Raw genomic sequence first — 14910 nt, 5'->3', positions numbered from 1 at the left:
CCTATTCCTCCCCGTCCTGGTCGGTGCGGGCGACGATCTTGGTCTTGATCGGCAGCTTGTGCTGGGCCAGACGGAGAGCCTCGCGAGCCACCTCGTCGGACACGCCATCAATCTCAAACATGATGCGGCCCGGCTTGACGACGGCCACCCACTCCTCGGGGTTGCCCTTGCCCGAGCCCATGCGGGTCTCGGCGGGCTTCTTGGTGATGGGCTTGTCCGGGAAGATCGTGATCCAGACCTTGCCGCCACGCTTCATGTAGCGGGTCATGGCGACACGGCAGGCCTCGATCTGACGGTTGGTGATCCAGTGGGCCTCGAGGGCCTGGATGCCGTAGGAACCAAAGTGCAGCTGGGTGTTGCCCTTGGCGTGACCCTTCATGGAGCCACGCTGGACCTTGCGGTGAAGAACGCGCTTAGGTGCGAGCATTAACGGCCCCTCCTCTCATTGCGACCGCGGCGAGGACGGCTGGAGCCCTCGAGCGCCGGGCGAGGCGTGGCCTGGCCGGGGAGCTTCTCGCCGAAGTAGATCCAAACCTTGATACCGCAGGCGCCCATGGTGGTGCGAGCGGTGGACTGGCCGTAGTCGATCACGGCGCGCAGGGTGTGCAGGGGCACGCGACCCTCGCGGTACCACTCGCGACGGCCCATCTCGGCGCCGTTGAGGCGGCCGGAGCACTGGATGCGGATGCCCTTGGCGCCGGCCTTGCGGGCGGACTGGACGGCCTTGCGCATGGCGCGACGGAAGGCGACGCGGCCCTCGAGCTGCTCGGCGATGGACTGGGCGACGAGGTTGGCGTCGAGCTCGGGGCGCTTGACCTCGATGACGTCCACGGCGACCATGCCCTTGGAGACGCCCGCGACCTTCTCGAGGTCGGAGCGCAGGACGTCGATGTCGGCGCCCTTCTTGCCGATCACGATGCCCGGGCGGGCGGTGTAGATCGTGACCTTGACCTTGTCGCCGGCGCGCTCGATGTCGACGCGGGAGAGGGCGGCCTTGGCGAGGCGCTTCTCGAGGTAGGCGCGGATGGCGAGATCGTTGCCGAGGTTCTCGGCGTAGTTCTTATCGGCGTACCAGCGGGAACGCCACTCCTCGGTGATGCCGAGACGGAAGCCAGTCGGCTGAACCTTGTGACCCATGCTTTCCCTACGCCTCCTTTCGAGGAGCGACGACGACGGTGATGTGGCTCATGCGCTTGTTGATGCGCGACGCGGAGCCCTTGGCGCGCGGGCGGATGCGCTTGAGCGTGGGGCCCTCGTCGACGTAGGCGAGCTTCACGTAGAGGCTGTCGCCGCGCAGGCCGTTGTTGTTCTCGGCGTTGGCGATCGCGGAGCGCAGGACCTTGGCCACGTCCACGGCAGCAGCGCGGGTCGAGAACTGCAGGACCTCGAGGGCCTTCTCGACGGGGAGCTCGCGGATCAGCGAGACGACGGCGCGAGCCTTGCGCGGGGCGACGCGGACGTACTTGGCCGTCGCGCGGACCTCGTTGGTGTTGGTGTTCTGAGGCATGTTCTTTCCCTACCCCCTACTTTTCCTTGTGACCACGGAAGGTGCGGGTGGGGGCGAACTCGCCCAGCTTGTGCCCGACCATGGACTCGGTGACGTACACGGGCACGTGCTTGCGACCGTCGTGGACGGCGATCGTGTGGCCGACCATCTCGGGGAAGATGGTCGAGGAGCGCGACCAGGTCTTGATGACCTCCTTGGTGCCGGCCTCGTTCTGAGCGGCGACACGCGCGAGGAGGCGAGTCTCCACGAACGGGCCCTTCTTGAGACTTCTGCTCATGCTTTCTATCTCCTACTACTCGTGTTGCGACTACTTGGACTTGCGGCGACGGATGATCAGGCGGTTGGAGGCCTTCTTCGGGTCGCGCGTCTTGTAACCCTTCGTCGGCTTGCCCCACGGCGTCACGGACGGACGGCCGGAGGTGTGGTTCTTGCCCTCGCCGCCGCCGTGCGGGTGGTCGACCGGGTTCATGACGGTACCACGGACGGTCGGGCGGACGCCGGCCCAGCGGCTGCGGCCGGCCTTGCCGACGACGATGTTGGAGTGCTCGGCGTTGCCGACCTCACCGATGGTGGCGCGGCAGGTGAGCAGCACGCGGCGAAGCTCGGAGGAGGGCATGCGCAGGACGGCGTAGCCGTTGTCCTTGCCCATGAGCTGGACGGAGGTGCCGGCGGCGCGGGCCATCGCGGCGCCCTTGCCGGGCTGGAACTCGACGGCGTGCACGAGGGTGCCGACGGGGATCTCGGAGAGCGGCATGCAGTTGCCGGGCTTGATGTCCACGTCCTTGGTGCCGGACAGGACGGTGTCGCCCACGTGCAGGCCCTCGGGGCACAGGATGTAGGCCTTGGCGCCGTCAACGTAGTGGAGCAGCGCGATGCGGGCGGAGCGGTTGGGGTCGTACTCGATGGTGGCGACCTTGGCCGGGACGTCGTCCTTCACGCGCTTGAAGTCGATCTTGCGGTACTGGCGCTTGTGTCCGCCGCCCTGGTGACGGGTGGTGATGCGGCCGTTGTTGTTGCGGCCCGCCTTCTTGGGCAGGGGCTCGAGAAGCGACTTCTCGGGCGTGCTGCGGGTGATCTCGGAGAAGTCCGAGACCGTCTGGAAGCGACGGCCCGCGCTCGTGGGCTTGAGGTGCTTGACTGCCATTGACTCTTTCCCTTCTTCTTCCGTTGGCCGACCGCTCAGGGATTGGCGGGCGACACCGGATTACCACGGTTCCGCGCGTATCCATCACGCGCGGCACAAAAGCCCGGCCCCCTTCTGGGGGCGCGGGCGAGGTGCTGACCTACTCGGCGGACTGCTGGCCGAAGATCTCGATCGTCTCGCCAGCGGCGAGGGTCACGACGGCCTTCTTCCAGGAGCGCGTGGTGCCAGGGGTCTGGTAGCGGACGCGCTTCTTCTTGCCGGAGACGTTCATGGTGTTGACCTTCACCACGTGAACGTCGAAGAGCTTCTCGATGGCGGCGGCGATTTCCTCCTTGGGAGCGGCCTTGGCCACCTCGAAGGTGTACTTGCCCTGCTCCATGAGGTCAAAGGAACGCTCGGAGACGATCGGGCGGATGATCACGTCGTAGGCGGAGTTCATTATGCGAGCACCTCCTCGAAGTACTTGGCGATGTCGGCGGTCATGACGAGGGCGCCGTTGTCGATGAGGTTGCGGGTCGTGGCCTCGGACATGCCGATGACGTTGACCTTCTCGAGGTTGCGGAACGAGAGGTAGGTGTTGACGTCGTCGTCGGAGACGACCACGGTCACGCGCTTGCCCTCGATGCCGAGGCCGGCGAGAAGCGCCTTGGCCTGCTTCGTGGACGGCTTCTCAAAGGAGAGGGCATCGACGAGGACGAGCTCGTTGTCGGCGACCTTGCCGGAGAGCACGGAGCGCATGGCGAGCTTGACCATCTTGCTGTTGATGCGCTTGTTGTGGGTGCGCGGGGTGGGGCCGAAGACGACGCCGCCGCCGGTCCACTGCGCGGCGCGCGTGGAGCCCTGGCGGGCGCGGCCGGTGCCCTTCTGGCGGTAGGGCTTGGCGCCGCCGCCGGAGACCTCGTGGCGGTTCTTCACGGCGTGGGTGCCCTGACGGGCGCAGGAGGCCTGGCACACCACGACCTGGTGGATGACGGGGATGTTCGGCTCGATGCCGAAGACGCCGTCGGCGAGCTCGGCCTCGGCGACCTGAGCCCCCTCAGCGTTCTTGATAGCGTACTTGGACATTCTGTCCTCCTTGTTAGCCTAAGAGATTTCCTGGCACTTAGGCCATGCGGACCTGGACGAGGGCGTTCTTGCCGCCGGGGACAGCGCCCTTGACGAGCATGAGGTTCTGCTCGGCGTCAACGCGGACGAGCTTGAGGTTCTTGACCGTCACGCGCTCGTCGCCCATGTGGCCGTACATGTGCAGGCCCTTGCGGACGCGCGCGGGGTAGGCGCACTGGCCGATGGAGCCCGGACGGCGCTGGTTGCGGGAGCCGTGGGTCATGGGGCCGCGGGAGAAGTTCCAGCGCTTGATGGTGCCCTGGAAGCCCTTGCCCTTGGAGGTGCCGATGACGTCGACGGCCTTGACGTCGGCGAAGTCGGCGACGGTGACGACGTCGCCCGTCTTGTGCTCCTCGCCGTTCTCAACGCGAACCTCGCGCAGGTAGCGCATCGGCTCGACGCCGGCGGCCTTGAAGTGGCCGGCCATGGGCTTGTTGACGTGCTTGGCGGAGATGTCTCCGAAGCCGATCTGGACGGCGTCGTAGCCGTCGGTCGCCTTCGTCTTGACCTGCGAGACGGTGCAGGGGCCAGCCTGGATGACGGTGACGGGCACGACGTTGTCGTTCTCGTCCCAGATCTGCGTCATCCCAAGCTTGCGGCCAAGGATCGTGCTGACCATGCTCTTTCCTAACCTTCGGTGGTCATGGGACCTGTGGGGCACCCTTTGCCCCTCCCCAGCGGACCACGTCCTGTATCTGCTGCGTCCTGGCTTGACGCATAGTTCTCCCCATTAGCGCAGCCTGTCTAGTCTACACGCGCCTACCTGAATTCACAATGTCTCCGCAAAAGTTTTGTAGGCCCTGACCTGCGGCTCGAGTTTCCGCGCCTCCGGGCGTATCCATCCCATGACCTGACAAGGGTGACGGGGGGTTTGTCACGAATGGCTTCATGACAAACTCCCCCGTCACCCTTGTCAGGTCCGTCATCCGATCAGAGGGACTGGTTCACGATTTGCTCGCAGATAAACTGCCCGGAAGCGCGGTCGAACTCGTAGACGAGCACGCAGCAGTTTCCGAGCGGCACGTCCTGCGGGCAGCGCGCGAGCTGCTCCCACGCCTTCTTGAACTGCAGCGTGGCCGAGCCATGGCAGACGGCGAGCGCCGTCTGTACCCCCAGGGCATCCACAACCTCGGTCATCGCGGCGACGATGCGCCGGCGAAGCGCGGCGCTCCCCTCCCCGCCGAAGGGCACAAGCGCCTCGCCGGGGTCCCACAGCTCCGCCGGCACATCGGCGGCAGGACCTCCCTCGAAGGGGCCGTAGCTCCGCTCCATAAGGGCGTCCACCGGTTCGACGGGAGGGAGGTCCCGCTCGCCGCGCACCCTGAGCTCCTCTCGGACAACCTCAAGGGTCGCGACGGCCCGCCCGAGCGGCGATGTGCACATGCGATCGAAGTGCACCCCCTGATCAGCAATCCAGCGCGCCGCCGCGTGCGCCTGCTCCACGCCGAGCGGCGTGAGCGGCGAGTCACAGTGACCCTGGACCCGATGCTGAAGGTTGAACTCGGTCTGGCCATGCCGAAGGATATAGAGCGTCGGCATCTTGCCCCCTTTCATCGGGCATATGATACCCCGGCGCGCCATGTGCGGCATTAGCCCCAACTACATTCCGTTTCTAGGTGTTATTTGACGGAGTCACGAGGTAACCCTCTTCGTGTCACTCCATTTACCTGCGAGTCTATCGCACGGAGTGTTTAACCTAGTCAAGCCCTCGCTCAAAAAACACCTAGAAACGTCACCTAAGCCATGCGGGCAGCCTGAGATGGCCCAGCTACCCCTCCAAAACCGCGGCGATCCCAGCGAGCAGTTCCTCGTAGGTCTCATACGCGGGGAGGTCAGGGTTGGCCTTCTGGATGGCTGGGGTGCTGCGGAAAAGGAAGCCCGCCTTGCTCGCGCGAATCATGGCAAGGTCATTGAAGGAGTCGCCCGCGGCAATGGTGTCGTAGCCGCAGGACTGCAGCGCACGCACGGTGGTGAGCTTGGAGTTCTCGCAGCGCATGCGATGGCGGAGAATCTCGCCCTCGGAAGACACCTCGAGCGAGTTGCAGAGCAGCGTGGGCCAGCCAAGCTTTGCCATGAGCGGGCGCGCAAACTCCTCGAACGTGTCGGAGAGAATCACGGCCTGCGTGCGCTCGCGCAGCGCGTCGAGAAACGCGCGCGCCCCGGGCAGCGGGTCAATGCGCGAAATCACGGCCTGGATCTGCGGCAGCCCCAGGCCGTGCTCATGCAGCGTCTCAATGCGGAAGGCCATGAGCTTGTCGTAGTCAGGCTCGTCCCGCGTGGTGCGCCTCAGCTCCGGGATGCCGGACTCCTCCGCAAACGCGATCCAGATCTCCGGCACGAGCACACCCTCAAGGTCAAGGCACACGATGTTCATGGCGAGTCCCCTCTCAGAGCAACCGTCCTTCTCGCCATAGTAGCTTCCCCACATTACAGGTTGGCAACAGGCCCAACCCGACGGTTGGGCCTGTTGCACCGACAGCAGAGGCCCCGGCCTTGCTAAGCGGAAGTTTCACGAAGTGCACTTCCGCTTGCAAGGCCGGGGCCTCCCCACTGCTAAGAGCTTACAGCCTTAGAGCTTGATCTCGATGTCAACGCCGGCGGGAAGGTCGAGGCGCATGAGCGAGTCGACCGTCGAGGGCGAGGGGTCGAGGATGTCGATGAGGCGCTTGTGAGTGCGCATCTCGAACTGCTCGCGGGAGTCCTTGTCCTTGTGCGGCGAGCGGATGACCGTGTAGAGGTTGCGCTCGGTGGGCAGGGGGATGGGGCCGGACACGCGGGCACCGGTCTTCTGGGCGGTGTCGACGATGAGCTTCGCGGACTGATCAACGACCTCGTGGTCGTAGCCCTTGAGGCGAATCCTGATCTTCTGGCTTGACACTGTGGTACCTCCAATGAGCTAGGGCTCGGTGGTCGTTAACTAGGAAGCGTTGCCGCCGTTCTTGGCGACGATCTCGTCACGGACGGCCTTCGGCACGGGCTCGTACGAGTCGAACTGCATGGTGTAGCTCGCGCGGCCCTGCGTCTGGGAGCGAAGGTCCGTGGCGTAGCCGAACATCTCGCCCAGGGGCACCTTGGCGCGGATGACCTTGGTGTCGCGACGGTCCTCCATGCCCTCGATCTTGCCACGACGGCTGGAGAGGTTGCCCATGACGTCGCCCATGTACTGCTCGGGCGTCTCGACCTCGACCTGCTCGACGGGCTCGAGAAGGACCGGGCTGGACTTGCGCAGGGCCTCCTTGATGGCCATGGAGCCAGCGATCTTGAAGGCGGCCTCGGAGGAGTCGACCTCGTGGTAGGAGCCGTCGACGAGCTTGACCTTAATATCGACGACCGGGTAGCCGGCGATGACGCCGCTCTCGAGCGCCTCCTGGATGCCCTTGTCGACGGACGGGATGTACTCCTTCGGGATGACGCCACCGACGATGGCGTTCTCGAACTCGTAGCCCTTGCCCGGCTCGTTGGGCTCCATGTCGATGACGGCGTGGCCGTACTGGCCGCGGCCGCCGGACTGGCGGACGAACTTGCCCTCGACGTGCGTAACGGCCTTGCCGGCGGTCTCACGGTAGGCGACCTGCGGCTTGCCGACGTTGGCGTCAACCTTGAACTCGCGGCGCAGGCGGTCGACGATGATCTCGAGGTGCAGCTCGCCCATGCCGGAGATGATGGTCTGGCCGGTCTCGTGGTCGGTGTGGACCTGGAACGTGGGGTCCTCCTCGGCGAGCTTGGCCAGACCCACGGACATCTTGTCCTGCTCGGCCTTGGTCTTGGGCTCGACGGCGACGGAGATGACCGGGGTCGCGAATTCGATGGACTCGAGGATGATGGGGTGCTTCTCGTCGCAGAGGGTCTCGCCCGTGGTGGTGTTCTTGAGGCCGACGCAGGCGACGATGTCACCGGCGGAGCAGTTGTCGCGGTCGACGCGCTCGTTGGCGTTCATCTCGAGGATGCGGCCGAGACGCTCGCGGTTGTCCTTGACCGAGTTGTAGACGTAGGAGCCCGCCTCCGCCTGGCCGGAGTACACGCGGATGTAGGTGAGCTTGCCGACGTACGGGTCGGTCATGATCTTGAACGCGAGGGCCGCGAAGGGCTCCTTGGGGTCGGCGTGACGGACCTCGGGCTCGCCCTTGAGGTTGGTGCCGTCGATCTCGGTCACGTCAAGCGGGCTCGGCAGGTAGTCCACGACGGCGTCGAGGAGCTCCTGGATGCCCTTGTTCTTGTAGGCGGAGCCCACGAAGACGAGGTTGAGCTCGCCGGCGATGACGCCCTTGCGCAGAGCCGCCTTGAGGTCGTCGACGGGAATCTCCTGCTCCTCAAGCACGAGCTCCATGATCTCGTCGGAGAAGTTGGAGGCGGCGTCAAGCAGCTCCTCGCGCTTCTCCTGGGCGAGGTCCATGAACTCATCGGGGATGGCGTCCATGGGCTCGGGGTAGATCATGCCCTTGGCGTCCTCCTTGAAGTCCCAGGCGGTCATGGTGACCAGGTCCACGAGACCCCAGAAGTTGTTCTCGGCGCCCATGGGGATCTGGGCCGCCACGGCGTTGGCGTGCAGGCGGTCCTTCATGGTGTCGATGGCGTGGAAGAAGTCGGCGCCGATGCGGTCATACTTGTTGATGAACGCGATGCGGGGGACGCCGTACGTGGTGGCCTGACGCCAGACGGTCTCGGACTGCGGCTGGACGCCGGCGACGGCGTCGAAGACCGCCACGGCACCGTCGAGGACGCGCAGGCAGCGCTCGACCTCGGACGTGAAGTCCACGTGGCCCGGGGTGTCGATGATCTGGATGACGTGGTCCTTCCAGAAGCACGTGGTGGCCGCGGAGGTGATGGTCACGCCGCGCTCCTGCTCCTGGACCATCCAGTCCATAGTGGCGGCGCCGTCGTGGACCTCGCCGATCTTGTGGGTCTTGCCCGTGTAGTAGAGGATGCGCTCCGTCGTGGTGGTCTTGCCGGCATCGATGTGCGCCATGATGCCGATGTTACGGAGGTCCTCGAGCTTGTACTTAACCTTTGCCATAAGTAGCTCCCTCGGATCGGCTTAGAAGCGGTAGTGAGAGAACGCGCGGTTGGCCTCGGCCATCTTGAAGAGGTCCTCGCGCTTCTTGACAGAGGCGCCGACGCCGTTGGAGGCGTCGAGGATCTCGTTGGCAAGGCGCTCGGCCATGGTCTTCTCCTTGCGGGCGCGGGAGAAGTTGACCATCCAGCGGATGGCGAGGGTGGTGGCACGACGGGAGTTGACCTCCATGGGCACCTGGTAGGTGGCGCCGCCGACGCGCTTGGGCTTGACCTCGAGGGTCGGGCGGATGTTGTCCATGGCCTTCTTGAAGACGGAGAGGGCGTCCTCGCCGGACTTGCTCGCCACGATGTCAAAGGCACCGTAGACGATGCGCTCGGCGGTGGCCTTCTTGCCGTCGAGAAGGACCTTGTTGATGAGCTGGGTCACGAGACGGTTGTTGTACACGGCGTCCGGCTGGACCTCGCGACGGTGGTTCTTGGATGCACGACGCGGCATGTTATATCTCCTCGGTTCTGATGACGATTGTGCGGCTGTTCACTACTTCGGGCGCTTGGTGCCGTAGCGGGAGCGCGCCTTCTGGCGGTTCTGCACGGCGGCGCAGTCGTAGGCGCCACGGATGATCTTGTAGCGGACACCGGGGAGGTCACGCACGCGGCCGCCGCGGATGAGGACGATCGAGTGCTCCTGGAGGTTGTGGCCCTCGCCGGGGATGTAGGCGGTGACCTCGATGCCGTTCACGAGGCGCACACGGGCGACCTTACGAAGGGCGGAGTTCGGCTTCTTGGGGGTGGTGGTGAAGACGCGGGTGCAGACGCCGCGCTTCTGGGGGTTGTGCTGCAGGGCGGCGTTCTTGGACTTGGCCTTGACGCTCATGCGGCCCTTGCGGACCAGCTGGTTGATAGTAGGCAAAGCTCTCTCCTTCTATACTATCGACGTGCCGTTTTTCTCGTATTCAAGGGCCGAGCAGCACCTCTGCCCCGGATTGACGCGACGATGAACATTACGCGCACGCACTCCTGTTGTCAAAACGCCACGGTCCCGGGCGTATCCATTCTTCACAGGGAGTTCACGCGGCAGGCGGCGCTCAGGGGGCAAGGCTCAGCCACGCCGGTCGCCACGTTAAGGGCAGTTTTGGGTGTTTGCGGCTCTCCCGTCATCACGGATGGCCGCCTCTGCCACGTTCCGCGGGCCATTGGGGCACGAATTTTATGCAGGGGCCCGGGGCGGGGGCTCTTCTCGCCCAAACGGGGCTGTTTCTACCACGCACATCAACGCATTGGGTGGCACCTTTGATGCGCCGGGGAACCCGGCATCAAAGGCGCCACCCAATGGCAGAGGGTTTTGCCAGGGGCGAAAGGGCGGGGCGAGAAGGGCGCGGCGCACGCCTCGAGGCAACAGCCGGCCGAGCCCAGGAGGCACCTACGCCCAGGAAAGCCCCACGGCGCCGAGGCCGAGGTGCTTGGCGAGCACCGGGCCGCCGTCCTTCACGCGCACGCGGGCCTCGGGGAAGCGGGAGCGCGCGGCGAGAAACACCTCGCGCGCCTCGACGCCGCGCGGCCCGAAGTGGGACACCACGAGCTCGCGGCTCCCCTCGGGCGCGCGGCGGACCATCGCGGCGGCCATGCCGCGGGCGCCGCGGCCGTCGCCGTACTTCTCGATGCCGCCCTCGGCAAGCTCCATGACGGGATAGCGGTTGAGCTTGGTGGCCACGGCGCGGCGGATGGCGCCGAGCCGGCCGCTCTTGAAGAGCGCCCCCATGTCGGGCACGCTGAAGACGATGCGCGTGCCGCGCCGGGCCTCGGCGAGCTCGGCCACGGCGTCGGCGAGCGATCCGCCCGCGGCCGCGATCGCGTGCGCGCGGCGGACGAGGAACTCGAGCGCGCCCGCGGTGTTCCAGGAGTCGAGCACGGCCACGTGGCCGCCGTCCGGGTCGACGGACGAGGCGGCCTCCTCCGCGCTGCGAAACGCCCCGGACAGGCGCGAGGAGATGGTGACGCAGAGCACGTCGTCTCCCGCGGCGAGCCGCTCGCGGAAGACGCGCTCGAAGGCGGACGGGTGGACGGCCTCGGTCTCCACGCGGGCGCCGGCGGAGAGCAGCGAGCCGTAGTCGCCGTTCTCGCCGACGGGCGCCTCAGAGTAGCGCACGCCGTCGACCGAGTAGGTCATGGGGAGCACGGTGACGCCCAGCTCATCGGCCTCGACGCGGGTCAGGCCGCAGGTGGAGTCGGTTACGAGCGCGAGCATATCCTATCCCCTCCCATCGCGCGGAACTTGTCGTAGCGAAGGCCCACGAGCTGGCCGGCCTCGAGCTGGCCCAGCTCGTCCAGGGCAAGCTCCACCTCGCGCACGAGGTCGTGGGCGATCTCGGTGTGGGTGAGCCCGATGTCGTTGATGACGCCGTCCACGAGCCCAAGGCCCGAGAGGTCCTCCGCGGTGATGTGCAGGGCCTCCGCGGCGTCGCCCGCCCGCTTGGGGTCCTTCCAGAGGATCGAGGCGCAGCCCTCCGGGCTCACCACCGAGTACGCGGCGCTCCTGAGCATGAGCACCCGGTCGGCGACGGCGAGCGCGAGCGCGCCGCCGCTTCCGCCCTCGCCCACCACGACGCTCACGATGGGCGTCTTGAGCCCGCTCATGACAACGAGGTTGGTGGCGATGGCCTCGCCCTGGCCGCGCTCCTCGGCCCCGATGCCGCAGTAGGCGCCAGAGGTGTCCACGAGGCAGACGACGGGGCGGCCGAACTTCTCGGCCTGGCGCATGAGGCGCAGCGCCTTGCGGTAGCCCTCGGGGTGCGCCATGCCAAAGTTGCGGCGCACGCGCTCCTTGGTGGAGTTGCCGCGCTCGATGGCGACGACCGTCATCACGCGGCCGCCCTTCCAGCCGATGCCGGCCACGACGGCGGCGTCGTCGGCATAGAGGCGGTCGCCGTGGAGCTCCACGAAGCCGTCGAGGCCGCGCTCCAGGAGCTCGAGCGCCGTCGCGCGGTCCGCCGAGCGGGTGAGTTTGACGATGTCGTAGGCGCAGGTCGGCTCCTCCACGCGCTTGGGGCGCGCGCCGCGCTTGCCGCGAGGCTCCTCGTGGGAGAGCGTGTGCGGGGAGCCGGTGGCAGGCACCTCCCCCTCGTGCAGGGCGAGGAGCTCGGTCAGGGTGGCCACCATGTCCTTGCGCTCCACGATGAGGTCGCAGAAGCCGTGCTCGAGCAGGAACTCGGAGCGCTGGAAGCCCGCGGGCAGGCGCTTGTGCGTGGTCTGCTCGATCACGCGCGGACCGGCAAAGGCCACGAGCGCCCCGGGCTCGGCGAGGATGATATCGCCCTCCATGGCAAAGCTCGCGGTGACGCCGCCGGTGGTGGGGTCGGTGAGCACGGTCAGGTAGAGCAGGCCCGCCTCGGAGTGACGGCGCACGGCCGCAGAGACCTTGGCCATCTGCATGAGCGAGGTCGTGCCCTCCTGCATGCGCGCGCCGCCGGAGACGGTGAAGCCCACGACGGGCAGCCCCAGCTCCGTGGCGCGCTCGAAGGTGCGGCAGATCTTCTCGCCCACCACCGAGCCCATCGAGCCCATCATGAACTCGGCGTTCATGAAGAAGACCGCGCACTCGTAGCCGCCGATCTCCGCCCGGCCGCACACGACGGCGTCGGCCTCGTGGGACTTCTCGCGCGCGTCGGCGAGCTTCTCCTCGTAGCCCGGGAACTCGAGGAAGTCCGTGGCGGCCAGCTCGCGGTCCCACTCCTGGAAGCTCCCCGCGTCCACGGTCATGCGCATGCGCTTGCGTCCGGAGACGCGCAGGTGACGCCCGCAGCGCGGGCACACGTCGAGGTTCTCGACGAGCTTCTCCTGGTCGATCACGCGGCGGCAGCCGGGGCACTTGACCAGGATGTGGCGCTCGGGGAACTCGGCCGACACCTCGGTCATCGGCCCCTCGAGCGCGTTGATGCTCTTCTCTCGCTTACTCATAGAGGTGCTCCATCAGGTTGGTGTGGTAGTTCCCCGAGACAAACTCCGGGCTGGCGAGGATGTCGAGGTGCAGCTCGCTGTTCTCGGCCACCCCCTCGATCACGAGCTCGCCGAGGGCGGAACGCATCTTGCGGATGGCCTCCTCGCGCGTGGACGAGCAGACGATGAGCTTGCCCAGCAGCGAGTCGTAGTACGGCGGCACGACCGCGCCCACGTAGAGCGCGGAGTCAAAGCGCACCTGCGGACCGCCGGGGACGTGCAGCATGGTGATGTCGCCGCAGGACGGGAGAAACTCCGGGGTCTCGGCGTTGATGCGGCACTCGATGGCGTGGCCCTGGATGGAGATGTCGTCCTGCGAGAAGGGCAGCTCGGCGCCGGCGGCGACGCGCAGCTGCCACTTGACGAGGTCCACGCCGCTCACGAACTCCGTGACGGGGTGCTCGACCTGCAGGCGCGTGTTCATCTCCATGAAGTAGAAGTTGCCGTCGTCGGCGAAGAGGAACTCGATCGTCCCCACGCCCACGTAGCCCACGGCCGCCGTGAGGTCGCGCGCCGCCTTGTGCATGCGCTCGCGGACGCCGGGGTGGGCGTCCAGGCACGGCGCGGGGCTCTCCTCCACGAGCTTCTGGTTGCGGCGCTGGACGGAGCACTCGCGCTCGCCGAGGGAGACCACGTTGCCGTGGGCGTCCGCCAGGACCTGAACCTCGACGTGGTGCGCCGGCGAGACGAACTTCTCCATGTAGCACTCGCCGTCGCCGAAGGCCGCCTCGGCCTCGGCGTGGGCCTCGGTGAAGGCCTTTCCGGCGTCGGCGGGGTCCTCGACCTTGCGGATGCCGCGGCCGCCGCCGCCCGAGCGGGCCTTGATGAGCACGGGACAGCCGATCCGGGCGGCCTCGCGCTCGGCCTCCTCGGCGTCCTTGAGCAGGTCGCAGCCGGGGACGATGGGCACGTCGGCCCCGCGGGCGGTGCGCCGCGCGTTGTCCTTGTCGCCCATGCGGTCGATGACGTCCGGGTCGGGCCCGATGAACACGAGGCCGCACTTCTGGCACTCGCGCGCGAAGTGCGAGTTCTCCGAGAAGAACCCGTAGCCGGGGTGGATGGCCTTGGCGCCGGACTGCAGGGCCACCGTGAGGATGGCGTCCTCGTTGAGGTAGCTGTCCGCGGGGCGCGGGCCGCCGATGCAGTAGGCCTCGTCGGCAAGGGCGACGTGCAGCGCCTCGGCATCGGCCGTGGAGTACACGGCGACGGTCTTGACGCCCATCTCCTTGCAGGCCCTGATCACGCGGACCGCGATCTCCCCGCGGTTCGCAATGAGAATCTTGTCGAACATCGTCGCCTCCCGGCACGCCGCGCAAAAGGGACAGTCGCTCTTGCGCGGCGCTCTCTTCAAATGCCCCGCACCATGCAAAAGTGACTGCCCCCTTTTGCACGGCCTGTCGTTACATGAGCGCGAAGGACATCTCCGCCTGGCAGCAGAGCTCGCCGTTCACGCGGGCCTCGCCCGTGGCAAAGCGGAAGGGCCCGCGACTCCTGGTGATGCGGCAGGTGAGCTCCACCGTATCGCCGGGGCGCACGGGGTGCTTGAAGCGCACCTTGTCGAGACTCGTGTACATGGGCGTGGCGCCCTTGGCCGAAAGGTCGTCGGCGAGAAGGACGCAGCAGTTCTGCGCGAGCATCTCGCACTGGATCACGCCCGGGACGATGGGGTTGCCCGGGAAGTGGCCCTGGACGAAGAACTCCTCGCCGGTGATCGTAATCTTGCCGTGGGCCTCCCCGTCCACGACCTCGGCCTCGTCGAGCAAAAGCATCGGCTCGCGGTGGGGAAGCAGGTTCTTGAGCTCTTCCTTGTTCATGCACCCTCCGTTCCTGTCGCGCGAAACTTGCCTAAAAGGGGCCGGGCCCCTTTTAGGCATCTAGTAGAGCTTCATGAGGCAGCAGCCGTACTCGACGAGGTCGCCGTCCTTCACGCAGATGTCCACGACCTCGCCGTCGGCCTCGGCGGTGACCTCGTTCATGACCTTCATGGCCTCGATGACGCAGAGGGTCTCGCCCTTCTTGACCTTGGAGCCCACGTGCACGAAGGGCTCGGCCCCGGGCGAGGGGGCCGCGTAGAAGACGCCCACCATCGGCGCGCGCACGGCCGTGGTGTGGGACATATCCATCGGGGCGCTGTCTCTTATACACATCT

19 protein-coding genes are annotated in these 14910 nt (G+C 66.7%); all 19 read right to left on the bottom strand.

Annotated elements, in window-relative coordinates; all coding sequences use genetic code 11:
- Window position 1: 1 nt before the first annotated feature.
- Window positions 2-427: a 50S ribosomal protein L16 gene (gene rplP, locus H6A23_RS00095; protein ID WP_075279258.1), complete on the bottom strand. Its 426-nt coding sequence runs from the start codon at window positions 425-427 to the stop codon at window positions 2-4.
- Window positions 427-1137, bottom strand: coding sequence for a 30S ribosomal protein S3 (rpsC, locus tag H6A23_RS00090; RefSeq protein WP_204830180.1), 711 nt, complete (start codon window positions 1135-1137; stop codon window positions 427-429). Before rpsC ends, rplP begins: the two co-directional genes overlap by 1 nt.
- A 7-nt stretch (window positions 1138-1144) precedes the next feature.
- The gene (gene rplV / locus H6A23_RS00085; RefSeq protein WP_204830179.1) at window positions 1145-1507 is read right to left on the bottom strand and encodes a 50S ribosomal protein L22; all 363 of its coding nucleotides are present in this window, start codon (window positions 1505-1507) and stop codon (window positions 1145-1147) included.
- A gap of 16 nt (window positions 1508-1523) precedes the next feature.
- Window positions 1524-1784 (bottom strand): 30S ribosomal protein S19, encoded by a 261-nt coding sequence (gene rpsS / locus H6A23_RS00080; protein ID WP_072374173.1) that lies wholly within the window; start codon window positions 1782-1784, stop codon window positions 1524-1526.
- Between the two features lie 30 nt (window positions 1785-1814).
- Window positions 1815-2651 (bottom strand): 50S ribosomal protein L2, encoded by an 837-nt coding sequence (gene rplB, locus H6A23_RS00075; RefSeq protein ID WP_204830178.1) that lies wholly within the window; start codon window positions 2649-2651, stop codon window positions 1815-1817.
- Between the two features lie 139 nt (window positions 2652-2790).
- Window positions 2791-3090, bottom strand: coding sequence for a 50S ribosomal protein L23 (gene rplW, locus H6A23_RS00070; RefSeq protein WP_204830177.1), 300 nt, complete (start codon window positions 3088-3090; stop codon window positions 2791-2793).
- Window positions 3090-3716: a 50S ribosomal protein L4 gene (rplD, locus tag H6A23_RS00065; RefSeq protein ID WP_204830176.1), complete on the bottom strand. Its 627-nt coding sequence runs from the start codon at window positions 3714-3716 to the stop codon at window positions 3090-3092. The genes rplW and rplD overlap by 1 nt, the downstream gene beginning before the upstream one ends.
- A gap of 37 nt (window positions 3717-3753) precedes the next feature.
- Window positions 3754-4374, bottom strand: coding sequence for a 50S ribosomal protein L3 (rplC, locus tag H6A23_RS00060; RefSeq protein ID WP_204830175.1), 621 nt, complete (start codon window positions 4372-4374; stop codon window positions 3754-3756).
- 311 nt (window positions 4375-4685) lie between these two features.
- Window positions 4686-5294 carry a histidine phosphatase family protein gene (locus H6A23_RS00055; protein ID WP_204830174.1) on the bottom strand — a complete coding sequence of 203 codons (609 nt, stop codon included), beginning with the start codon at window positions 5292-5294 and terminating at the stop codon, window positions 4686-4688.
- A 229-nt stretch (window positions 5295-5523) separates the two neighbouring features.
- The gene (gene thrH / locus H6A23_RS00050) at window positions 5524-6129 is read right to left on the bottom strand and encodes a bifunctional phosphoserine phosphatase/homoserine phosphotransferase ThrH (RefSeq protein ID WP_204830173.1); all 606 of its coding nucleotides are present in this window, start codon (window positions 6127-6129) and stop codon (window positions 5524-5526) included.
- 195 nt (window positions 6130-6324) lie between these two features.
- Entirely contained in the window at window positions 6325-6633 is a 309-nt protein-coding gene (gene rpsJ, locus H6A23_RS00045; protein ID WP_072374151.1) for a 30S ribosomal protein S10, read from the bottom strand.
- Window positions 6634-6672: 39 nt separating this feature from the next.
- Window positions 6673-8769 carry an elongation factor G gene (gene fusA / locus H6A23_RS00040; RefSeq protein WP_204830172.1) on the bottom strand — a complete coding sequence of 699 codons (2097 nt, stop codon included), beginning with the start codon at window positions 8767-8769 and terminating at the stop codon, window positions 6673-6675.
- Between the two features lie 21 nt (window positions 8770-8790).
- Window positions 8791-9264 carry a 30S ribosomal protein S7 gene (gene rpsG, locus H6A23_RS00035; RefSeq protein ID WP_204830171.1) on the bottom strand — a complete coding sequence of 158 codons (474 nt, stop codon included), beginning with the start codon at window positions 9262-9264 and terminating at the stop codon, window positions 8791-8793.
- Window positions 9265-9306: 42 nt separating this feature from the next.
- The gene (rpsL, locus tag H6A23_RS00030) at window positions 9307-9678 is read right to left on the bottom strand and encodes a 30S ribosomal protein S12 (protein WP_075279247.1); all 372 of its coding nucleotides are present in this window, start codon (window positions 9676-9678) and stop codon (window positions 9307-9309) included.
- A gap of 510 nt (window positions 9679-10188) precedes the next feature.
- Window positions 10189-11013 (bottom strand): DegV family protein, encoded by an 825-nt coding sequence (locus H6A23_RS00025; RefSeq protein ID WP_204830170.1) that lies wholly within the window; start codon window positions 11011-11013, stop codon window positions 10189-10191.
- Window positions 10998-12722 (bottom strand): acetyl-CoA carboxylase, carboxyltransferase subunit beta, encoded by a 1725-nt coding sequence (gene accD, locus H6A23_RS00020; RefSeq protein WP_204830169.1) that lies wholly within the window; start codon window positions 12720-12722, stop codon window positions 10998-11000. The genes H6A23_RS00025 and accD overlap by 16 nt, the downstream gene beginning before the upstream one ends.
- Window positions 12715-14052: an acetyl-CoA carboxylase biotin carboxylase subunit gene (accC, locus tag H6A23_RS00015; protein WP_204830168.1), complete on the bottom strand. Its 1338-nt coding sequence runs from the start codon at window positions 14050-14052 to the stop codon at window positions 12715-12717. The genes accD and accC overlap by 8 nt, the downstream gene beginning before the upstream one ends.
- 109 nt (window positions 14053-14161) lie before the next feature.
- A complete protein-coding gene (gene fabZ, locus H6A23_RS00010) occupies window positions 14162-14575 on the bottom strand; it encodes a 3-hydroxyacyl-ACP dehydratase FabZ (protein WP_204830167.1) in 414 nt (137 codons plus the stop codon).
- A gap of 60 nt (window positions 14576-14635) precedes the next feature.
- Window positions 14636-14910, bottom strand: a 275-nt coding sequence (gene accB / locus H6A23_RS00005) for an acetyl-CoA carboxylase biotin carboxyl carrier protein (RefSeq protein ID WP_204830166.1), incomplete at its 5' end; no start/stop codon positions are given.

The sequence above is a fragment of the Olsenella uli genome, assembly GCF_016900775.1.
GTDB lineage: Bacteria > Actinomycetota > Coriobacteriia > Coriobacteriales > Atopobiaceae > Thermophilibacter > Thermophilibacter uli_A.
The sequence above is the reverse complement of the archived record's forward strand: the minus strand, read 5'-3'. Positions and strand labels throughout refer to the sequence as shown.